Annotated in this window: 12 protein-coding genes and 1 tRNA gene; 3 read left to right on the top strand and 10 right to left on the bottom strand. The window is 36.7% G+C overall.

Annotation, left to right across the window (positions count from 1 at the left end; translation table 11 throughout):
- Nucleotide 1: 1 nt before the first annotated feature.
- The 9 genes from prwr041_RS08310 to prwr041_RS08270 all read right to left on the bottom strand — a co-directional run bounded on the left by prwr041_RS08310 (nucleotide 2) and on the right by prwr041_RS08270 (nucleotide 16,217).
- Complete coding sequence (locus tag prwr041_RS08310) at nucleotides 2–1,027, bottom strand: acyltransferase family protein (RefSeq protein WP_207153352.1); 1,026 nt, start codon at nucleotides 1,025–1,027, stop codon at nucleotides 2–4.
- 23 nt (nucleotides 1,028–1,050) lie between these two features.
- Complete coding sequence (locus prwr041_RS08305) at nucleotides 1,051–2,301, bottom strand: nucleotide sugar dehydrogenase (RefSeq protein WP_317194530.1); 1,251 nt, start codon at nucleotides 2,299–2,301, stop codon at nucleotides 1,051–1,053.
- A gap of 371 nt (nucleotides 2,302–2,672) precedes the next feature.
- Nucleotides 2,673–3,542: a hypothetical protein gene (locus tag prwr041_RS08300; RefSeq protein ID WP_207153351.1), complete on the bottom strand. Its 870-nt coding sequence runs from the start codon at nucleotides 3,540–3,542 to the stop codon at nucleotides 2,673–2,675.
- 301 nt (nucleotides 3,543–3,843) lie between these two features.
- Nucleotides 3,844–4,941 carry a Wzz/FepE/Etk N-terminal domain-containing protein gene (locus tag prwr041_RS08295; RefSeq protein ID WP_207153350.1) on the bottom strand — a complete coding sequence of 366 codons (1,098 nt, stop codon included), beginning with the start codon at nucleotides 4,939–4,941 and terminating at the stop codon, nucleotides 3,844–3,846.
- A 36-nt stretch (nucleotides 4,942–4,977) separates the two neighbouring features.
- A complete protein-coding gene (locus tag prwr041_RS08290; RefSeq protein ID WP_207153349.1) occupies nucleotides 4,978–7,473 on the bottom strand; it encodes an SLBB domain-containing protein in 2,496 nt (831 codons plus the stop codon).
- Nucleotides 7,474–9,032: 1,559 nt separating this feature from the next.
- A complete protein-coding gene (locus prwr041_RS08285; protein WP_207153348.1) occupies nucleotides 9,033–11,117 on the bottom strand; it encodes a VapE domain-containing protein in 2,085 nt (694 codons plus the stop codon).
- A 1,657-nt stretch (nucleotides 11,118–12,774) separates the two neighbouring features.
- Nucleotides 12,775–13,497: a hypothetical protein gene (locus prwr041_RS08280; RefSeq protein ID WP_207153347.1), complete on the bottom strand. Its 723-nt coding sequence runs from the start codon at nucleotides 13,495–13,497 to the stop codon at nucleotides 12,775–12,777.
- A 744-nt stretch (nucleotides 13,498–14,241) separates the two neighbouring features.
- Nucleotides 14,242–14,673 carry a lipocalin-like domain-containing protein gene (locus prwr041_RS08275; protein ID WP_207153346.1) on the bottom strand — a complete coding sequence of 144 codons (432 nt, stop codon included), beginning with the start codon at nucleotides 14,671–14,673 and terminating at the stop codon, nucleotides 14,242–14,244.
- The gene (locus prwr041_RS08270) at nucleotides 14,670–16,217 is read right to left on the bottom strand and encodes a capsule assembly Wzi family protein (RefSeq protein WP_207153345.1); all 1,548 of its coding nucleotides are present in this window, start codon (nucleotides 16,215–16,217) and stop codon (nucleotides 14,670–14,672) included. Before prwr041_RS08270 ends, prwr041_RS08275 begins: the two co-directional genes overlap by 4 nt.
- 1,346 nt (nucleotides 16,218–17,563) lie before the next feature.
- On the opposite strand from prwr041_RS08270, the gene prwr041_RS08265 reads away from it, so the two are divergent.
- Nucleotides 17,564–18,877, top strand: coding sequence for an ATP-binding protein (locus prwr041_RS08265; protein ID WP_207153344.1), 1,314 nt, complete (start codon nucleotides 17,564–17,566; stop codon nucleotides 18,875–18,877).
- Nucleotides 18,878–19,517: 640 nt separating this feature from the next.
- A complete protein-coding gene (locus prwr041_RS08260; protein WP_207153343.1) occupies nucleotides 19,518–20,609 on the top strand; it encodes a hypothetical protein in 1,092 nt (363 codons plus the stop codon).
- 567 nt (nucleotides 20,610–21,176) lie between these two features.
- Here prwr041_RS08260 and prwr041_RS08255 read toward each other — a convergent pair.
- Nucleotides 21,177–21,250, bottom strand: a tRNA-Met gene (locus prwr041_RS08255).
- 299 nt (nucleotides 21,251–21,549) lie between these two features.
- Between prwr041_RS08255 and prwr041_RS08250 the strand changes: the two genes are divergently transcribed.
- Nucleotides 21,550–23,457: an LptF/LptG family permease gene (locus prwr041_RS08250; protein ID WP_207153342.1), complete on the top strand. Its 1,908-nt coding sequence runs from the start codon at nucleotides 21,550–21,552 to the stop codon at nucleotides 23,455–23,457.
- Nucleotides 23,458–23,499: the final 42 nt, after the last annotated feature.

Below are 23,499 nucleotides of genomic sequence, written 5' to 3'. Positions count from 1 at the left end.
ATTATCCTACAAGTAAGACTTTTAAATAGTAACTTATCTTTTTATTTTTCAATTTTTCAGCCAAACTATTAACAACGTAACTTTGAATATATGTAAAAAATCCAGCAATAGCTAATACTAGCATATATCTATAAATCCAAGATGCGGGAAGGTTACGTGGAACTAAATATTCAACAATAGGTATATGATAAAAATATATCCAAATCGTATGAGAGCCTATAAAACGAAAACATTTAAAAACATGAATTTTTTGGGATATCTTCAGCAATATATCTTTATATTTATATAATAATAATATTATCATTAAGGCATATGATAAATAATAAAATCTAGGAGGATATTTATAATCATTAGTCTGTACATAATGACTATTTTGAATATATAAATAAGTCGCAATAATACCATAGCTTGTTATGGCTAGAATTATTATAACGTTAAGTTGACTTATACTAATTTTTTTCATACCAACTCCCAAAATAAAAACTAAAAAATATCCTAAATTCATAACAAGCATAACTACTAGGCTTTCATTATCTGTAGAATGTATAAATATTGCAATAAATTCATTTATGATAAGTCCTAATACTATCGATATAAATAAAGCTACATTTGATCGTTTCTCTCCGACATTTACCACCAAAGGCGCAAATAGAGCTATAATAAAGAATACTCTTATTATCCAAACATACCAACCTGTTAATAAAAAAAAGAAGTTTATCCCAAAAGGTAATGTACCAGGATGCAACAAATATCTTAAAACAAAATAAGCAGACAAAAATATCCATGTAGGTAGAATTAGCCTAACAAATCTCTTCACTATATATCTCCTATAATCAATTGGGTGGTGGTTAGTACTCATACTAAAGACAACGCCTGAAAGGAACACCATCATAGGTACATCGAAACTTCTAAATTGTTGAATAAATACAGAAGTCGGCTGTACATGAATACAAATTATGCCCAATAAAGCGATACATCTTAATATATCAATTGAATAATCCCTTTGCGATTTTATTTTTGCTGTCATATTGTATAGAATTGGAATAATAATTAGTCTCTTCTAAAGATATCTCTAGTATATACTTTATCTTCAAAATCATCCAAACACTTATCATAGCGATTAGCTATAATTGCTTGACTAAGTTTTTTAAATTCATCAATATCATTCACAACTTTGCTACCAAAAAAAGTCTCTCCATCATTTAAGTTAGGTTCATAAATAATAATCGTCGCACCCTTAGCCTTAATTCGTTTCATAACGCCTTGTATACTGCTCTGACGAAAATTGTCGCTATTGCTTTTCATAGTCAACCTATATACGCCAATAATACAAGGTTTCTCCACTTCAGCAGAATAGTCACCACTATTAGAATAATCATAGTAACCAGCTTTATACAATACACGATCCGCTATAAAATCCTTACGAGTACGATTACTTTCAACAATAGCTTCTATCAAATTTTCAGGAACATTTTGATAGTTTGCGAGCAACTGTTTTGTGTCTTTTGGTAAACAATATCCACCATAGCCAAACGACGGATTATTATAAAAAGTACCAATTCTTGGATCTAAACCAACACCATCAATAATATCTTTAGTATTTAATCCTTTCATTTCGGCATAAGTATCAAGTTCATTAAAATAACTGACACGTAATGCAAGATACGTATTTGCAAAAAGTTTTACAGCCTCAGCTTCAGTAAGTCCCATAAAAAGAGTATCAACGTCTTTCTTTATAGCACCTTCTTGAAGTAAATTAGCGAAAGAATGAGCAGCCTTATCTAAACGTTCATCATTGTTTGGACGACCTACAATAATTCTACTAGGATACAAATTATCATAAAGAGCTTTGCTTTCTCGTAAGAACTCTGGCGCAAATATGATATTATTATTATTATACTTTTTGCGTACACTTTCTGTATAACCGACAGGAATAGTACTTTTTATTACCATAATAGCATTAGGGTTTACCTCCTGGACCAATTCGATTACCTCTTCAACATGGCTAGTATCAAAATAATTTTTTACAGAGTCATAATTAGTAGGAGTTGCTACAACCACAAAATCAGCCTGTTCATAAGCAGAACGAGCTTCTAATGTTGCTGTAAGATTTAGTTTTTTCTCTGCAAGATATTTTTCAATGTATTCATCTTGTATAGGTGATTTTCTATTATTAATAAGCTCTATCTTTTCAGGAACAACATCAACAGCTATCACTTTATTGTGTTGGCTCAACAATGTTGCTATACTTAATCCTACATAGCCAGTGCCGGCTACGGCTATTATTATATCTTTATCCATCATATGTAATTTCAATAATCGATTATCTAACAAGTCAATTTATCGATTATTATGCCATTAATTAGCTGATTAATAATCTTATTTATGTCTCTTGTTAAAATTTATATTAAGTTTCAAAAGACTTTCTGCAAAACTTATTTTATTTGTTATTGCTCGTTTTTAGAAACTAAAACTATGTAATTGATACTATTCTTTATCTTTGATACTTCAGCTAAAATTGATCAAACAAAGCACTGTTGTCATTATCAAATTTTGTTAATTAAATCATTCAATAACTTATTTTCAAACTGCTTCTAAAAATTATCAACAATATTACCCATTAGTATTTTGACACTAATTCAGGTATGTTTTATTTTACGATGATAAGAATACTACTTTTCTAATTTTCCATATTTTTTAGTTTCAGTCTGTATATGATTACCATCTTCCCATGAATAAACTTGAGTTACAGTATAACTGTTTCTTACTTTCTTCATAGGTCCTTTCTCTATAATAGTTTGATCTATTTGTAAATCACACTTAATTGATGTTCCTGCCTCAAATAGCACATCACGATTATGGACCTGAGTAATAAAATCCTTGTCTTTTAAGTCAAATGATATTACATCACCACAATATTTTCCTCTCCATTTAAAACTTTTAGCATCAACTAGTATTGGGGATATAATTTGTATGGTAGTTCCTTTTATATCAATTTTATTTTTATATCTATTCACAATATGACTATCAAAGTCCTTCTGATTTATCGTAGAAGTACAAATAATTTTTTTACTTTCAGGATTTATTACTTGCCCTTCTACTTTTACTACTCGTTGCTCTTTCTTTAGATTCTTATAATATTGGCTTGCATAAGCTTCAAGCCGTTCATTACCAGCTACAAGTATTTTGGCTTCCTCTTCTGTGAATTTTCCTTCTGATATTTTTTCAGCTATTTCAACAACATTTTTTGTATCAATATTTTTATCAACAGCTGGACTGAAAAAATAAGGGATATAGGCGCTAACAAAGACTAACAAAGAAGCAACACCACCTCCTATAGTTATTATATCTTTCCATCCTCCTTCTTGGCTTGGTTTCAACTCTATAGTTAGATCTCGACAATTAGCCATCGCAGCAATAGTCTTCAAAGATTGTAATAATTGCTTCTCACATGTATTATGCTGAAACGCATTAAAAGTATGCAAACCATCTTGATTTAAGAAGTAATGTACTTGAAATTCTACTTGATATTCCTTCTTCATGTCTAAATATTTTAAAGGTTATTATTATCTTATTTGTAGCATTATATATTGAGTTTTCAAACTATCAGCAATATTACAATATTGTTTCGTCTCTATAATGTCAGATTGAGATACAGTTATTTAATAACGTAATACACAAATAAGAGAAAGGAACGTGGTTTCGTTTATTTGCGCTTTTTATTCGAAGAATTTCAGCTGCATTCGACATAGATTCAAGCAATTTTGTAACTCAGCTCCCTTTTGTACGAAATTTAATCACATGCATTATTTGATTGCAGAGATATAGCACGCAAAAGTATATCTAAATGCCTATCATTCTTTTGAGTTCTCCTTCTTTAGCTAATGCGTAGATGGTTGGGATTAGGATGCCGACAAAGAGAAATACTAGAACTATCTGACTTCCTTGTGGACTCGTTTTTTTTGTTGGAACAGTTGCACTCTGCAAAGTTGTAAATACAGGAGTGACTGCCTGAACCTTTGCATAGGCTGCCTGAAGGCTAGCAGCTAGAGCATTATAGTTATTGAACTGTAACTGCATGTCGTTCTCTAAATCTTCCTGCTTACTTCGTACACTCTCTAGGATTACTTCCTGATTTGCATCACTGAAGGCTCCATAGAGTTGACGAGCACGTTCGTATCTTCGTTTTGCTTCGATGCACAGTTTCTTTGTACTTTCAAGATCATTGCGCGCTTTATTGGTACGATACCTTGTGATAAAAGTTTGAAGACGCGTCTTTACTGAGTCCGCCATCATTGCCGCTATCAATGGGTCCTGATCAGTAACATCAATAGTGATTACACCTGTTTTATTGTCAACATCGCAGACAACATTTGAATTGATAATTTTAGCTATATCTGTCTGTTTTTTTGTCAACATAAATGGATTTACCTTTTCATGGCGGATTGTATCCTTTCCACTGAATAGTCTCGACCACCACGGTGTTTTCTGATAATAAAGGAGATAATCATAATATGTCATGACTCTGCTACTGTCCATGCGATGCACTTTTACATCAAAAAGGCTCGTTTTAAAATCAACCGAGTTCATGAGGTCTGGATAGAGTGTAGGAGTAATGGCATCAGCATCGCCTTTACTACCACCAACCTTATAGCCCATTGACGAAGCCAAAGAGCTGAGGGTTCCTCCTCCTGTTGCTCCACCAAGTTCAGGAGCAAGTGTTACCTGACACTTATAATATTTTGGCAGAGACTTCGCATATATTATGCCAATTATCAATGACAAAGGTATTACTATTATATAAAGCAACTTATGTTTGCAAAGTGCAGCGAATACAGCCTTTAAATCTATAGAAGTCTCTTCTTCGTTTTCAATTTTCAAATTATTATCAGAAGCCTCATTTATATGATTCAACTGTGTATCTTTTGATTCAAAATCCATTGTATGTAGAAATTATAAAATGGGGTTACTTACAAATTATTTCACAAGATTGCTTATAGTGGCTATCATCGTTGCCAATGAAGCAACACTTGTTCCTATTCCTAGAATATTGGCTAAACCATTGCCCTTTGATTTTGGCTTGCTAGGAACAATTATCTCACATCCTGGCTCAACTTTGCCGTGACCGACCTCGCAGACTGTTCCATTTTGATAGACAATAAATGCCTTGCTCTTCTTCGCACGGATTCCAAAGCCACCAGCCTGGTTGATATAATACTTATATCTCTTATCACAAGCATAGGCAACCGTATTTGGGAACATCACATCACCGCTGACCTTGACAGTTCCATTATATTCAGGAACAACAAGTTTATCACCCTCGCGAAGCACTATATCATCGTTACTTCCAGGATTGGCTAGTGCCTTTTCTAGATGAATACCAACATAATAAGTTTCACCGATATCCAATTTAGCCGTCTTTATAGAATCCTTAGAATCCTCATTCTGCATATTGGCAATACGCAATACATTCTGCATACGAGCACGCTCATCATCATTCATAAGACGTTCTATGCGGGCGCCACGAACATAAGCATCACGAGTCGTACCTCCGGCTGCTTTGACAAGTTCGCTGAGTCGCATGTTCTTACTGTTTAACGTATATGAACCAGAGAAGAGTACTTCACCCTCGATGCGCACATTACGCTGAATCTGGAAACCTGGGCTACGACGAACATAAACTTCATCATAAGGTTGTAGTTTAAATTCTTTCTTACCATCAATGACAAATCCATCTTTCAACGTGAAACTAAATGTCTGTGCAATCTCTCTTGATGATTCTGTTGCCGCTGGATCCATGATGCGACGAGATACATCCACTTTTGCTGTAGAAGCAGCATCAGTGAGTCCACCAGCCTGCATGATAAAGTCCTCTATGGTTTCATTGTCTGCATACTGATAAGTTCCTGGGAACTGGATTTCTCCATGAATAGTGACAGAACGGGTTGAAGTTCGGTTTGACTGAGTTGGGACGAACAATACATCTTCATTCTTCAAAGGAATATCAGCAACAGTACCCTTCATGATACCAGTTATATCAACTGATACTACTTCAAGTGTACGATCAGCCTTCATGCGATGAAGTACAGCATGATCCGTGAAAGCATCCTCTGTTACACCCTCGGCATGGCGAATGAGTGAGCGAACGCTATTAATATCATTTCCAAGCTGATACATTCCTGGACGGAAAACAGCACCTTTCACCTCAACCATATTTTCATAACGGTTGAGAATTGAGTCGACACCCAAAGAGTCTCCATCGGCAATACGGAAATTGCTCATATCAAACTCATTGATATTGAACACTGACTTTTCATTACCAGAGGCACGATTCAAACGAATCGACTTTTTGTATGCATTACCAGCAAAACCGCCAGAATATCTTAGAACAGAAGCGACACTTTCGTTCTTGCGCATTTCATAAGTCATTGGGCGCTTTACTGCTCCACCAATATCAACAAGACAGTCATAAGGTCCTACAACGATAACATCATTGTCGCGAAGACGGATATTACCAGTGAGGCGACCGTTGAGAATATAATCATATACATCCACAACTGTAGCAAGACGACCATTGCGGAAGACTTTGATATTACGTAATGTTCCAAGTCCATTGATTCCTCCTGCCATATAGAGTGCATGGAAGACACTAGCGAAAGCACTAAGGGTATAGGTTCCAGGAACCTTAACCTCGCCCATCACATTTACAATGATCGTACGAGTCTGCCCAACTGACGTTTTAATCTGGCTGCTACTAAAGCGTGAACCAAGGGTTGCACGGATTTTTGCATTGGCTCTATCTACGCTCATACCACTTACATAGATAGGACCGTAACCAGGAACGGTAACAGTTCCTTCAGGAGACACGGTAAGAGTGAGACTCTTCTGTGAAGCTCCATAGATTTCTATAACAACTTCATCACCAGGCCCGATCGTATAGTTGGTCGGCGTGGCGATATTCATATTCGGTTCGAAACTCAGTAGTTTATTGTTGAAGATATCTCGTCCAAAGACTTTCTTTCCTCCAGGGGTAAGCGTTTCATCAACTTGCTCGTCACCATTTCGCTGCATCTTAAGGTAGCGATCCTGCGTTTGATCATCTTGTTGAGACTCGTCATCCTGATTATCACGCATATTTTTCTTAGTACGCTTATCAGAATCGTATCTCTTTGAAGTGAGTTCCTGACGTTTTGCTCCGTTGTTTTTACGAAGGTTACCAGTTGAGCCTGTAGAAGCATCAGCTGAAGACGAAGAATTAGCTGCGTCCTTGGCTTGATTGGTATACTGGTCACGAACACGGCGAATCTGGTCAATACTGACACCACTTTGCATCAATTTGGTAACAATCTGTCCCTGCGACGTTCCAGCCTTAGCCTCACGCTGATAAAAGCTCATGATTTGGCTATCGCTCATCTGTGCAAATGCGCCAAGAGATAAAATAGAGAGGAATAAACTAAAAAGAATCCTTTTCATATAATTTGTATGATGTTTTTTTAATGTGACGTTAATGGATATAAAATCTCCTCCCTCCAGGCAACTGCCAAGAGGTGGAAGGGATACTGCACGAGCCGCACCGTTTTGAAGAATAGAGACATGAATATATATGATTAAACTAAAGCTAGAAGAGAATGCGTGCCTATGAATATTCAAAAAACCAGCTATTAAATTATTTAAATTCAATCAAAATATATAATGTTCGTTGTTATAAAAAACATACGATAATAATCACTACTCTTACAGTTCGGATAATAATAATATCCCTGAAATCGGCACAAAATTACAAAAAATAATAGTAGCATGCTAATTATTAGTTAACAAAAAGCTAAAAATATATTAAAATGGATGGAATGAATGAAAAATAAATACAGAAATCGCTTATTGGTATCCTACACAAGGAAAAAACACAAAAAAAGGTAGCGTGTAAACACACTACTATTTGATGTTAATGGTATAAATATTCTACCAAAATAAGCTATCGCCAGTTCTCATTTTTGCATGAGAAAAATAAAATCATATTGGGAATGAATTATAAACAAAAAAGCAGTTCTTAAATCTATTGTACTCTTGTCTATTTCATAAGGATAAAAGAGTTGTTCTTGAAGGCTTGTCGTACAAATGTAAGCTGGGGCAAGTTTGCTTGAGATATAAACGGCCGTTCTCTCGCAGATCTCGCAGATTTGGCAGAGAAAGACAGTTTGGGAAACGAAACTATAACAACAATAACGGCCGTTCACGCGTTTCTCGCGGAAATATCTTGCAAGTGAGAGCAGAGCCAAGCTAGCTTGAACTATGCCGAACGCAGCTAGATATTGAAAGAATTTAAATATCTTGCAAACGAAGACAGAGCCAAGTTTACTTGAGCTATGTTGAGTGCAGCTAGATATTCATGAAATAAATAAAATGCAGAAACCAAGGAAAGTTTATCACATATAGGGCTTGACAAAATTGCATGAAACGCACCTAAAGGCGCCAGGAAAAAATTACAGGAAAGTTACTGATAAGCCATTAATTATACGATTCTGCGAGGACTATCTCCCTAGTTTTACAGAATTTACAGTATTCCTGTTGCAATATTTTATTACATGCAAATTGGCAGAAAATTAAAATTCTCCAGAAAGTTTAAAACAGACAAAAAACCTCCACGCATCACATAAATAACTGGTGGATAACCATTTAAAGGTGGAGGTTAACCTCCACTATCCTCCACCATCATCCACTATTTTGTAAACTATTGAGAAATAAAGAGCTGTATCTAAACGAAAATCAAGATTATATTAAATAGCGAAGTGGTAAAATATATTTACTTATTGACTATTTTAGCCATCAATAATCACGTTTTATCAACAAAGTGGAAGCGTTTGATCGTAGAAACGGAAACGTTTGATCGATATAACGCAAACGTTTGATCGTAGAAACGGAAACGTTTGATCGACATAACGCAAACGTTTGATCGTAGAAACGGAAATCAATATTCATAAAACAAAAAACGCAGTGACATAGAAATAGTTTTTGTTGCCACTGCGTTCATAGCTTTATACCGTTACCACCATCTTATACTTCATACACTTGTTTGTCTTTCTTACTTCAAATCCACGGTTTGACAACAAGCGTCCAAGATTAGCAAGTGACTTTTTGTCATAACCTATCAGTTTATAATATCTCCTGATTATGTCTATTATCTCAGGTATGGCAAGTTCTTCGGGCATTTCATCAGGATATGGTTTACGGAACAAGCTGTCGATAATCGGTTCTATATCTGATATGGCAACAAACGGTCTATTATCATCCATAATCTTCATATTTTCATCGTCATTGAAGAAATATCGTTCACCGGCTGCTATCTCTGCAACGAGTTGGGCATAAAGTTGTTCATATTCTACAGGACTTGTGAAGTCAATATTGTCAGTTACTTTGATACAAAGGTAACGACGGCTACCGGTTAGATCCTTTAGCGGTTTGACATTATTTGTCGTTGCCACGAAACTGGCATAGCGATGACGGTTGGAGATGCTTGCCTGATAGGGCATTCGCATTTTTACAGTAGGCGTTGATATCAGATATTTCAATAGCGGTTGTTTACCTGAAGATACGGAATCAAACTCATCAATATTTATCAATGCAGTGTTGGTAAGTGCCATAAACATAGAAGTGTCGTTCTTGAAATCAATGCGGTCGTTATAAAAATCCTGCAATGTCGGCGGAAGGATTATCGCACAAAAGGAACTTTTTCCGCAACCCTGTTTTCCGATGAAAAGCGGAACGATAGCATTTGCTTGTTTTTTGGTACGCCCCATCCAGTGTGCCACCATAGATAGCATCCACACGTGAAAGTTGTGTATATAATCAGCATTATTTGTAGGAACTCTTTTTGCAAACTCACTCACTCTGTCCACTCCATCCCATTGCGGAAGGTGGTCAAGATAATCGTTGATTGGATCATAGAGTGGAATTTGTGTGGAATCAAGATAACGGTCAAGGTCCTTATCCCATGAATCAAGTCCCATTTTCTGAGCCTTTAGTGTCATGGTGTAACGATCTTCCTTTTCAACTGGTCGAAAAGAGTAGTCGAATCCATCTTTAAATCTAAACTCATTTTTTCCTGAAATAATATTCTTGCGGAACTCATAGAAGGTATTCATAAATGCTTCCTGCTTAAATGCCATAAGCTGGACTTTGGACAGATGTTTTTCAGGATAGTATTTTTCTATTTCCTTGTGATATACTTCCTGAAAAATATTTTCTACCATGAGCTCATCGCTTCCGAATTCAGAGTTATACTTGATGAGTTTTACGCACATCATCATAGGAAGTCCTGATTCATTGCAATATTTTGCAAGGAGTGTAAGAAAGTTGGGTACTTTATAGTCTTCATCTTCAAGTCTGGTTTTATTAATTGCATCCATGAAACAGTAATGAAAGAACAGCTGATTAGTCTGCAACTTTGTTCTTCCTGGGAAGATTGGCAGTTCGTCTGCTCTTTTCGGCATGACAAGTGGTTTGAGACTAGGCGTATTTTCTGTATTTTTGATAATCAACGGAACTGCATCTTCACGAAAGACTGCATCTGGATCTACCGACACACAGCATGAAGATTCTAGTGTTGGTTGAATTTTATCTATTGCCATCTGCAGTTGAGTGCTATAGATATAAAAAAGTTTTCGGTAGGCTTCATTGATGAACGCCAGTCGGTCATCATCAGGCAGTTTGCCATCTGGGAATGTTGCTTGGCATACGATTTTCACGGAACAACCAGTGATTCCAGCGAATGTCATGATGGTGTAAGGGATTTGTGCAGCCATCTCACGGATTTTCTTAGCCTCATCTTCATCTGTGAGTCTATTAATCTCTAGGAGAATAAGACCATTGAAATTCTCAATGACACTTTTTCCATCGGCCTTTTTCCATTCAGCAGTGAAACAGATGCGTCTAGCTTTTTTCACAGAATCCAGGTCGTTGAATTTCGGTCCATTGTGAAGGAAGGTGAGGGGAAAATCTTGTTTTACTTTGTTTACTTCATCGGCATATTTGCCGGAGATAATGTTTTCGTAGATAGTGGCGAGTTCAGTTCTTGTATAGAATTTTTCGTCTTTTTCTTTTCTAATAATTGAAATTTTCATGTTCTAAAGCGTTATTCTTCTTTTTTGTTTACAAATCAGTGCATGATAGTGGAGGATAGTGGAGGTTATCCTCCACGGCTAAAAGGTTATTTATCAGAAACTTACACTATGCGTGGAGGTTATTTGACAGTTTTAGTACTTTTTCAGAATTTCATTTTTTCATGACTGTTCTGCGATACAAAGGTAATAAAAAATACATATCGATACAAGTTTTAAGGCAGAAAAAATAGCAGGGAACAATTCAGGCAGCCGACATTCAAAGGAATTTAATCTTATGGAAGTGAGAGCTGAGGCAAACATATTTGAGGTGCAAACGGCATGTTCTCCCGCAGATCTCGTAGATATATTCAATTAAAAATATAGCGACCGTTCTCGCAGGGAGCAATTAACTATGTAACAAATAAACGGCCGTTCACGCGTTTCTCGCGGAAATAAATCTAAGGAAACTAAGGAAAAACGGCCCATTATTGTTCATGTTATTTTGTTAATTATCAGGAAACCGCATCTAAAGATGCCAGGAAAAAATTACAAGAAATTCGCGTGAGTAGATTGAAAGAACTATTACTTACATGGAAGAAAACTACAGGAAAGCTTCCTCTACTCATCACTCAAACAACTTTTCTGTATTTTTTCCTGGCGCCTTTAGGTGCGTTTCATGCAAGTTTTTCTAAAATTATGTGAGCAATAAACTCAAGCGAATTTCCTTTTGTTTCTGCATTTTGTTTCCGCGAGAAACGCGTGAACGGCCGTTTTGGTTGTTTCATATTCATCACACTCTTTTTTGCATATATAAACGGTATTGTCTCACGCAGATTATGCAGACATACACAGATAAAAGACAGGTTGGGGAATGCGGAAAAGTATGCTGATGATTCTCAACCGAATTTTTTTGATAAAGAATATCGGCTGCGTTCGGCATAGCTCAAGCCAGCTTGGCTCTGCTCTCGCTTGCACGATATTTTTTCTTTGAAAAAAGCTCCCTCGCCACAGCATCGTAAGCAAGCTTACTCTGCTAATGGTTTAAAGGGAACTTTTATGTCTGTTTTTCTTGGTATTATTAGATTACTTTAGATTTCCTAGACTTTTATATTTATAAACTCGCAGGGCGATATTCGTTTACTCACTAATTTTTAAAATAAAATTTTAAAAGATACATCATTAACTACCTATTGAGACTTTACATATTATGAGGAAAAGGTTGATCTGAAAAATAGCTTAGAGTAACATTCATATTTGTAGTATTTTCTTATACCGAAGATATTTCTCTTCTATCAGAAACTGTAGCAACTTTAGAATCATCGCTGCTCTATAAAATACGAGAGGACTTTTAATCTCAAGGAGTAGAACATATCGTAAAGTTTGTCTTGGTAATGAAATTATTCCGAGTTGATTTTTATTACGCTCCCACTCAGACAATGAGCAATTTTTTTTAATGGTAGCAGCTATTTTTTGACTGCCTATTGCTATATTTGCAACTAAGTTTTCTGGTTAAAATATCAATTATTTGTTTCCTCTCTAGGATCTTTAACGCATTAGCTAAAACTGATATAATAAAGGTACTTGTTATTTTTAATGGTTTTGCAGAAAGTAAATAAAACTAATGTAAGCGATGACATTTTCATCAACTAAATTATCATTATTTTTCAAGGTACATTTATTAATAATGTCCTTTCCCTCTACACGAAGGACATACTTTGCAACCATGGCAGTGAGATAAAGGAACATTTGCATTACATCCAGGGCACCATTTTGTTCCAGTCTGACCATACGTGGGAACCTCATCATCTATAAAACCTGTTCCATGACATAACGAACAAACTGCGCCACTTGTCGTAGAAGAGTAAGTGGAAGTTTGAGTGTTACCACTATTCATTGAATTCATGAAACTAAGAAAGTTTCTATTAGCTTGACGCTGTTCATTTATATAGTTTTGATATTCTGCGGTCTCCTTATTTGGTACTGTAAATGTATACATCAACTTTTGATTATTAACGTCTCTTACTGTTACTCTATCACCAGGTAGCACACTCGTAGTTGTAAAGATATAAGACATTGAACCGGCTCCGGCTAAAACACTACTTACATTTATTTTATACCAATTTTCATCATCTTCACTTCTTATTATTTCTACATTGCGTGCCTTCTTTGATGTTATAACAACAAGAGAGAATCTATCGTTTGCTTCTGGAAAAACACGGACAATAGTCACAGGATTATTCTCTGCTTCTTGTTCTTGCTGTTGTGCCTGTTTCTGTATAGAATTAAGTAAACTCATAGTCATCTGATACTGTTGCATCTCCAGTATCAGACCTAAATCAACTTGTGCATTTACATTAATTGATAGTATGATCAGTAAAAATAATAAAGATATTTTTTTCATTATCTCCTTGTTTATGATGGTGCAAAATTAGAAATCATTTGCCATACGCGCAAATGTTAAAATTCAAATTATGTATCATTTTCCTCAAATGTGTGCTTGAAGTATTAAAATTCATGCTTGGTTTAATTAAAACGAACATAGGCATTGCTTTCAATTTAACACTAAGTGGACATGGGTTTGACTAGTTTATCCATCATTCTTTATTATACATGTATAAACGGCATGTTCTCCCGCAGATCTCGCAGATTTTCGCAGATAAAAGACAGGTAGGACAGGTTGAGCAAATGGATCTGCTAAAGCAGATACCATAGATCACGCAGACAAAGACAGTTACCGCACCGAGAGAGTTTATGTAGTTTGTATTTTATCTGCGGAGATCTGCGTAATCTGCGGGAGACATTGGGGTTTCTTCTTTGGCAATAGATTGAGTACTCTTGCGTGATTATTCTCACGCAGATAAAGACAGTTGCTACACTGCGAGAGTATATGTGATTTGTAGTTTGTCTGCGGGAATCTGCGGGAGATAATGTAGCTCTCACGTATAAAGAAAACAAACAATGTGATAAATAAAAAAACAAATTAAACGGCATATTCTCACGCAGATAGCCGTGATAAAAACAGTTGCGACACAACAGGAAACGATACTGTTTCATGCTATTGCATTTATTCTGCGTGGATCTGCGAGAGAATATGTAGTTTAAGTTGAAGCAATAAATCTGCGGGAGAATGCGAATTTATGGCTCGTCAGAACTTACGGAACGTCAACAGGAGACTGTCGGAACGCAACTGCATTCTATCTGAATTGAGTAACATGATCTTGAATGCTTCCTGTTCTTTATTTATTCCATAAGGACGAAGCATTGGAACGGAATACATTACATGTCCATCACTGCTGGCTGGCTTCAATTTCAACGAGTCGGCAGTATGCTCAAAATGAAAATACATATTTGAACTAACACCAGCATTATATGCATTCAGACACAATAGCCTTACCTGAACAGCATAGAACAGTTGATGGTCCTTCACATTATAGGAACCTCCGGTAGCAATGGTATCAATCTGCATCAACTGCCAATTACCATCAAGATCACCATTATCAGAAGTTTCTAACTCGCAGCTCTGAAATACTAGCAGTGCAACCACTACTGACAATATATATATTAGACTTCTTTTCATTTCTTCTTAAAGTTTAGTATGCCGGTCTTAGATAAAGTAAACTGGAATCCTCTGTTGTTTCCTCTCAACATGCCATCATCCAATCCGAAAGCAATTTTAGCACTCCATCCATGAGTATACACATGCCCTATTCTTTCAGGCATCGTATACCCTACTTCTGCCAACAGATTATAACTCTTCTTTATATCTGAATACGGTACAAAATATGTTCCCCATCCTTTCTGCCAAGTCATAAGAAGACGATAGTGTAATCCTTCAACGGGATCTCCGGTGATACCGAAATGCCATGACACAAAGCGATTGTCTCTTATATACAAATTACCATCTTCATTATATACAGGAGACAGATAAAGTGGATTACCAACAACCTGGCCCCAATGCTGCCATCCAACATACGTTCCATGATTATAATAGTCATCACGACCACCTATATGATCAGAAATCACTTGGGTATGGTCATAATATACAGGTCCTGACTGATATTTGGTATAGAGATATTCTCCAACAAAAGTAGACACAAATCGATTTTTAGGAAGTGTAACCTCTAGACCATACATACCGTCCTTTGGATCATAAACAAGGAAACGATTACCAACCTTCTTGTTCCAGTTGTTACCACTTCCATAAGCATCATAATCCAATAAATACATCTGCGAACCGTCTTCGAAATAGTGGTCAGTATAGGCTCTGATCTTCCAATTACTGAACTTATAGCTGACACTAAGAAGCAAAGAGCCAAGCATATTGCCTTCTGCCGTATACAAAGACTTATCATCATTACCATTAAAAGGTATGAGTGCACTGACATAATCTTTGAATCCTGAAGCATAAGAATATTTATGACCATTACTATAAACAGAGCCACCAAACGTAGTAGCCATTTCCAGTCCAAGCATTGCTTCTAAAGGATGACGATTTTCATTGCCAAGTCTTATATATGCTGCCCTACCACAATAGAGTACATTTTTCTGATATTTAGCCCCTGAAGTATTGAAATGTTCCTGCCATTCACCATCTGTAAGGATACCATAAGAAATATGTCCCTTAAGGGCTAAAAATCCTTTAGTTCCTGGGATATCCCAAAATTCAGGAATGCCAAGGCGTATCTGTGGAATAGGACGAGCGTTTATACCAAAACACTGGCTACCACTACTAAGTTCCTGGTTTTTCTGTTCCATCGGCTGTTCCTTACTTCCAACAGTTAGTAAGGCTTTATGCCAACGTACATCAAGATAAGCCTGCTGTACGACGAAATGACTTGTGAAATTATATGGTGCGACTATATCTGCGCAATAGCCTACTGCCCATTTACGTGCGGAATCAACTTGGAAAGGTCTCATGACAGCGCCACGAAAATATCCATTTCTGCTATCAAGAGAACTCAAACCATATTTATTGGCATTCAGCCATAAAGGATTATGACTACCTGTGCCGGATGTGTTCTGTAATTCAAGTTTGTATTCTAACCCATCAGTCAACTGACCATAAGAAGGGAGGGTCAGTATACCAAGAGCTACTACTAATATTTTTTTTAAGTTGTTCATGCCTTTTTAGAAAAATATTTTGCAAATATACGACTTTTTTATTTGACTAGCGAGTTTTTATTCGTGAAACCTAAGGAGTGGCAATGGATTAATTTATAGTTGGAATTATGCGGATCATCTGAAATATCCGTAAAATCAAGACTATAAGGAATATAGCTTAAAAGTGTAACAAAAAATTACAGGACAGTTTTTGTTAAGTAATGAACAGAGGAAGATTGATTAATACGCATAACGAGTGCAGCTAGATATTCTTTAATCGTTATTGTTGTTTTCTATTTATAACATGTTAAACGGCATTATCTCCCGCAGATCTCGCAGATTCTCGCAGAGAAAAGACAGGTTGGGCAAATGGATCTGCTAAAGCAGATACCATAGATCACGCAGAGAAAGACAGTTGCGACACGGAGGAAGAATATGTAGTTTATGCTATTGTAGTGAATCTGCATAATCTGCGGGAGGACATGTTGTTCTCACATATAAAGGAAACAAATTAAACGGCCTATTCTCACGCAGATTACGCAGATTTACGCAGACAAAAGACAGGTTGGTAAATGGAAATTGATCTGCTAAAGCAGATGCCGCAGAGAACGCTGATAAAGACAGTTGCGACACGGAGGAAGTTTATGTAGTTTGTAGTTTGTAGTTTGTAGTTTGTCTGCGTAGATCTGCGAGATATTATGTAGTTTTGCACATATAAAGAAAACAAATTAAACGGCATGTTCTCCCGCAGATTACGCAGATTTACGCAGACAAAAGACAGGTTGGGAAATGGAAATTGATCTACTAAAGCAGATGCCGCAGAGAACGCTGATAAAGACAGTTGCGACACGGAGGAAGTTTATGTAGTTTGTAGTTTGTAGTTTGTAGTTTGTCTGCGTAGATCTGCGAGATATTATGTAGTTTTGCACATATAAAGAAAACAAATTAAACGGCATGTTCTCCCGCAGATTACGCAGATTCACGCAGACAAAAGACAGGTTAGACAAATTGATCTGCTAAAGCAGATGCCGCAGATAGCGCTGAGAAAGGCAGATACCACATAGTGGAGATATGCGGTTCATGCGGTTTGTCTGCGAGTATCTGCGGGATCTGCGGGAAAATAGGCCGTTTGCACATACGACAACAACAATAACGGTCGTTCACGCGGGAATAAATAAAAAAAGGATGTTAACTACACAAAAAAACATATACGATTGACACCTTAACTTTTTTGTTCCTTGGGTGATTTTTGACACGACACTTCAGTAATTTCATCAATTATTTGGAGATTATAAACCTTTTAATTATCTTTGTACTGCAAAAACAGGTGCAATATACACCTAAAGTTGCAGTAAGATGAAGACTATATGATAATACAACGTTCTAAATATGTAAATGAATTGCTTTCCAAAAGATGGAATGGCAAGGTAAAAATAATCACCGGAATACGTCGTTGCGGTAAATCCTACCTGTTATCAACTTTGTATAAAGACCAACTGCTATCTGAAGGTGTCAGTGAGGATTGCTTCGTTGAAATAGCCTTAGACAGAAAGTCTGATTTGAAATATAGGAATCCCAATCAGTTATTCGAGTATATAGTAGATAGAACGCAAGATAAAGACAAAAGATATTATGTTTTCATTGATGAGATACAGTTGTCTGTAAAGATTAAGAATAAAGACATAGACGAAAATCTTGTATCCGAAGAAGATAAGGATATGCTGTATATCACCTTTTACGATATACTCAACGACCTTGTTGCCAGAAAGAATTTGGACATATATGTTACGGGCTCAAACTCTAAGATGTTGTCAAAGGACATTGTAACAAATTTCCGAGATAGAGGTTCGGAAATTAAACTGTATCCATTATCCTTCAAAGAGTATTTCCAAATGGAAGATCAGGATCGATCAAATGCTTTGGAAAATTATCTTACCTATGGCGGAATGCCTCTTGCGGTACTAGAACCAAATGAGATCGAAAAGCAAAAATATCTGCATGACCTATATAAAAATGTATACCTTAAAGACATTGTGGAAAGATACAATCTCAAGGATGATGAAATCCTTGATGCTGTGGTTGATTCTCTATGTTCTGCTGTGGGATCGCTTACTAATACCCATAATCTTTCCAATGCAGCAAGTTCACTGATGGGGCGAAAAACTTCAGACCATACTATCAAGAATTACTTAGACTATTTGGAGGATTCATATCTCTTTTCTAAAGCTAAGCGCTACGATGTTAAAGGGAAACGCTACTTTGACAATACTAAGAAGTTTTATGCCATAGATCTTGGTCTAAGAAATGCAAAACTCAATTTCCGTCAACAGGAACGCTCACACTTGATGGAGAATATGATATATATGGAACTTATTTCAAGAGGTTACAGTGTTGATGTAGGAGTAGTAGAACTAACTATCAACAAAGATGGAATAAGAAAAAAATCATTGTACGAAATTGACTTTGTAGTGAACACTGGACACGAGAAGATCTACATTCAATCTGCATTGAATATTGATACACCAGAAAAAAGAAGTCAGGAGACTTATTCAATGAAAAACTCTGGGGACTTCTTCCGCAAAATAATTGTTCTAGATGGCAATGTCAAAGCCTGGAATGACGAAGAAGGTTTTACCTATGTAGGAGTAATTCCATTCTTATTGGATGAATTTGAACTTTGAATACAAAAGACGAAGCAATATGATAAATATTGCCACGAGAAAAGTTTCGTATTATCCAAGATAGTATTACCTTTGCAACATAAAACAAGTGCACTTGTTGGTCACGACTTTCATACTGCACTATAAAAGGAACTACTGAGAGATTGCTTACGAGCAGTCTCTTTTTTGTTTAAGTATCTTGCTGCAAACGGCATGTTCTCCCGCAGATCTCGCAGATTCTCGCAGATTAAAGACAGGTTGGGAAATGGAAATTGATCTGCTAAAGCAGATGCCGCAGAGAACGCTGAGAAAGACAGTTTCCTCATAGCACTTCAATCAAATGATATAGCGGCCGTTCTCGCGGGAATAAATAAAAAGAAGGATGTTAACTACACCAAGAAATACATAGGATTAGCATCTTAACTTTTTTGTTACTTGGGTGATTTTTGACACGACACTTCAGTAATTTCATCAATTATTTGGAGATTATAAACTTTTTATTTATCTTTGTACTGCAAAAATAGGTGCAAAATACACCTAAAGTTGCAGTAAGGTAAAGACTATATGGTAATACAATTTGGAAAACATGAGAAAAATAACTTTGATCATAGACCATTAAATAATACCATTGACCACGGAATAAAGAACTAAATACAATAATATGAAAACACTAGAAAGAAAAACAAATCGTATTAAGTGGGTTGCTATTGCAGCCTTATTAATACTGAACACCATGTCTCTATCAGCTCAGAAGAACACCACAGGTATCGATAGCGTCGACTGGGCAATCAAAAAATTAACAAAACTGAAAGTTTATAATCTGTATAATAATAACGGATGGGATTCAACACCTATAGGGTGGAACTATCAGCAGATAATAGCAAAAAGAGCAAGCGATAAAAAGCTATTATCGCTAACAGCAGCAAAAGAACCACCTGCAGTGAGGCTTGCGGCAATGTATGGACTTATCCTGAGACGGAATAAACGATGTCAGGACATCATACTCAAGAACTTGAACGACATTTCTTCGTGCAAGTTAGCCTCATGCGATGTCTCTTTCGATGAATATGTTGAGAATATATTCGTTGAATGGTTGCAGAATAGCAGGGAAGACGGACTAATAACCCAAGCAGACTCTGTGAGAAACGACTCTATCATTTTTTTCACGAAGGGATCAAGCAGGTTAGAATATGTTCATGAGCTTGTGGACAGACTGCCATGCAACGAGAAATACTATCGCCGAATGAAAGAAATGTACTACAAGGAGAGGGTCGGCTATGTACTTATGCCACTTGTCAAGTTTAAGAAAAAAGCAGAGAAAGAACTTATTATAAGATCTTTAAAACAATTTAGCAAAGGAATGGATAAGGAGGGCGGTTACTCACAAAGAGAAACAATTGGTAACACCAACGACGCTCTTGAGGCAGTAGCAGTGTGGCCCAGTAAAGAATTTAGGCTCGCGCTTACGCAACTACGCAACTATGAGCTTACCAGAAGATATATTGACTACCAACGCCTCAAACTATTTTATCTGGCATGTCTAGAATACAATGATGCTTGGGCGTACCATTTCATTGACGAGACATTGGGCAAATCGACAAAAAAATGGGGAAAGAATAACTATCATTGGCAATATTTCTATGAGGCAATGAGAGAGTCGCCACATTCACGCTTCGCTCCCTTAATAGACAAATATCACTGGAAGGGAAGCTACTGGAATCCTGAAAAACAGGATTTTGAAGAAATCAAATAGCAATATAGCGATTACTGTCGAGTCAGCAAACTAGAAGCAAACAGGAACTCTTGACACTTTTGAAGAGTATAACCGAGACTGAACGTGAGGAATTATTGGCTTTAATTTGAAAAAAGTGTCATATATGGTAAAAAATCAAAGGCAATCCTTCTACTATTCAAAATAAACGCCTATCTCTTTATCCTATATTTTTGCAATATGTCGGATAAAATAAAGTTAAATAAGTCACAAAAAATAAGCAAGAAGACAGATAAAGAATTGGTGTTGAATTGGTATCAAGGCAGAGGAAGCTAAGGAGCGAGAACGCGCAGATTTTTGGTTAGAAGAATGCTATAAGCAAGAGTTGCAACAACGTGATAATATCATCGCTATAATAAAAGCAGGACTTGCAGACTTCCTAAAAGATTTCACGGTTATTTGCCAAAATGCCATTATCGCCTTTGTCCATGATACCAAGGTGCATTGGGGACTTTCACCCATTAGAATACGTTCGTGCTGGGCGAACAAGAAAAAGGGAATCACAACTGACGTTGTAATTCCCTTATTTGCTAAGTTTTTAACTTTTTGTAGCGGGGGTGGGACCCGAACCCACGACCTCCGGATTATGAATCCGACGCTCTAACCAGCTGAGCTATCCCGCCATCACAACAAGCATTACTGCTGTTTGCGGGTGCAAAGGTAATACAAAGTTTTTAATTACCAAAATTTATTTGGAAATTATTTTTAGATGAATGAAAAAATTGTTTGACAACGATGTTTGAGAAAAAAATCTAATTGCTCGGATTAATCAGATTAATGAAGTTATCTTATAGTTATTAGAATTTAGAAAGTAACCGATGTTAATTGATAAAAAAGATGAAAAATGGGAGATTTCTAATATTTTTATACTAATTTTGCAAACTAAATTACGCGCACGTGCGTGAATATTACATTAGAACAGATGTTTCGAATAAAGAAATTAGACATATTTATCTCAAAGCAATTCGGAGTGCTTTTCATAGGCACATTCTTCATTTGCCAATTCGTGCTTATGATGCAGTTCCTTTGGAGATATATTGACGAACTTATCGGTAAAGGACTGTCGATGGAGATACTGGCACAGTTCTTCTGGTATATGGGACTGATGCTTGTTCCACAAGCCATGCCACTAGCAATACTACTGTCTTCATTAATCACTTTCGGTAACTTAGGTGAAAGCAGTGAGCTAACAGCAATAAAAGCAGCAGGAATATCTCTGATACAATCTTTCAGATCACTTATCGTTCTTACCGTTGTTATCAGCGGTATCTCTTTCTATTTTCAAAATAACATAGGACCTACCGCTAATATGAAAATAGGACAGCTGCTTATATCTATGAAGCAGAAAAGTCCTGAAGTTGAAATCCCAGAAGGTATATTCTATGACGGAATACCTAACAGCAACCTGTATGTTCAGAGAAAAGACGTCAAGACTGGTATGCTATATGGCGTGATGATATACCGAATGACAGGTAGTTACGAAGATCAAGCAATAATCCTAGCCGACTCGGCAATGCTACAAGCAACTGCTGAGAAAAAGCACTTGCTATTACACCTATGGAGTGGCGAATGGTTTGAGAATATGCAGACTGATGCGTTCGGAAACAGTGCAGCTGTGCCATACCGCAGGGAGACGTTCACGGCAAAAAAGATTGTACTTGATTTTGACGGCGACTTTAATATGGCTGATGCAACCAGTCTATCAAACGATGCCAGAGGAAAAAGCCTCAAGAAAATATTTCATGACATTGACTCGCTCAACATAACTTATGACAGCATAGGAAATGCATATTATAAGGACGAGAAAATGGGTATGTATTTTACGCCGAAGATTAATAAGCGTGACTCCTTAGCCGCTATAAAAGCAGGCATGGCAAACAACTTCAATATAGACTCTACATATAGTCATCTGTCGGCAAGCAAGAAGAGCCAAGTTGTGAACGACGCTTTAGCAAAAACACAAGCTGCCGTAAACGACCTTGACTTCAAGAGTATGATAACGAAAGACGGCGACAAGATTATTAATGACCACGAGATTGAGGCTATCAATAAGTTTACAGTAGCGTTATCCTGTCTGATATTCTTCTTCATCGGTGCCCCACTGGGAGCAATCATAAGGAAAGGAGGACTGGGAATACCGGTTATTATATCAGTACTTGTGTTTATCGTGTATTACATTCTTGACAACTCTGGATACAGAATGGCGCGCGGCGGTATGTGGTCTGTATGGTTTGGAAAGGGACTTGCTCCGGCTGTGCTAACGCCAATAGCAGTATTCGTGACTTACAAGGCTAATAAAGATTCCGTGGTATTCAACATCGACTTGTATAAAGACGTGATGAGGAAGCTGTTGGGACTTAGGATAAAGCGTCACGTATTCGGTAAGGAAGTTGTGATTGAAGACCCTAACTACACTAACGACGCAATGCGCCTTAGAGCAATAAGCAACGATGTGGGTGACTACTCAAAGGCACAAAAACTCGTCGGTATGCCTAATCCAATAAACGTATTCTTCAAGTATCATCCCGACCATGAGATAAAAAGAATAAGCGAAGAAATGGAAGACGTGATAAACGACTTGTCGAACACAAGAGATCACTACATATTGAGCGAACTGAACAACTATCCGGTAGTTTCAGTAAAAGCCCACACACGTCCGTTCGAGCGTAAATGGATGAACATTATGTCAGCGGTGATACTACCACTTGGTATATTCTTCTACTTCAGAATGTTTGGATTTAGAATGAGATTGTTGCGTGATCTGAAAACAATAAAACAGACCAACGACAACATCGTCAGAAGAATATCGGATATGCAAACAATAAAATAATTAGATTATATATATATTAAATAGGTATCATAAATAGAAAGA

The sequence above is a fragment of the Prevotella herbatica genome, from assembly GCF_017347605.1.
GTDB classification, from domain to species: domain Bacteria; phylum Bacteroidota; class Bacteroidia; order Bacteroidales; family Bacteroidaceae; genus Prevotella; species Prevotella herbatica.
Note: the sequence above shows the minus strand (reverse complement) of the source record. Positions and strands in the feature narration are given on the sequence as shown.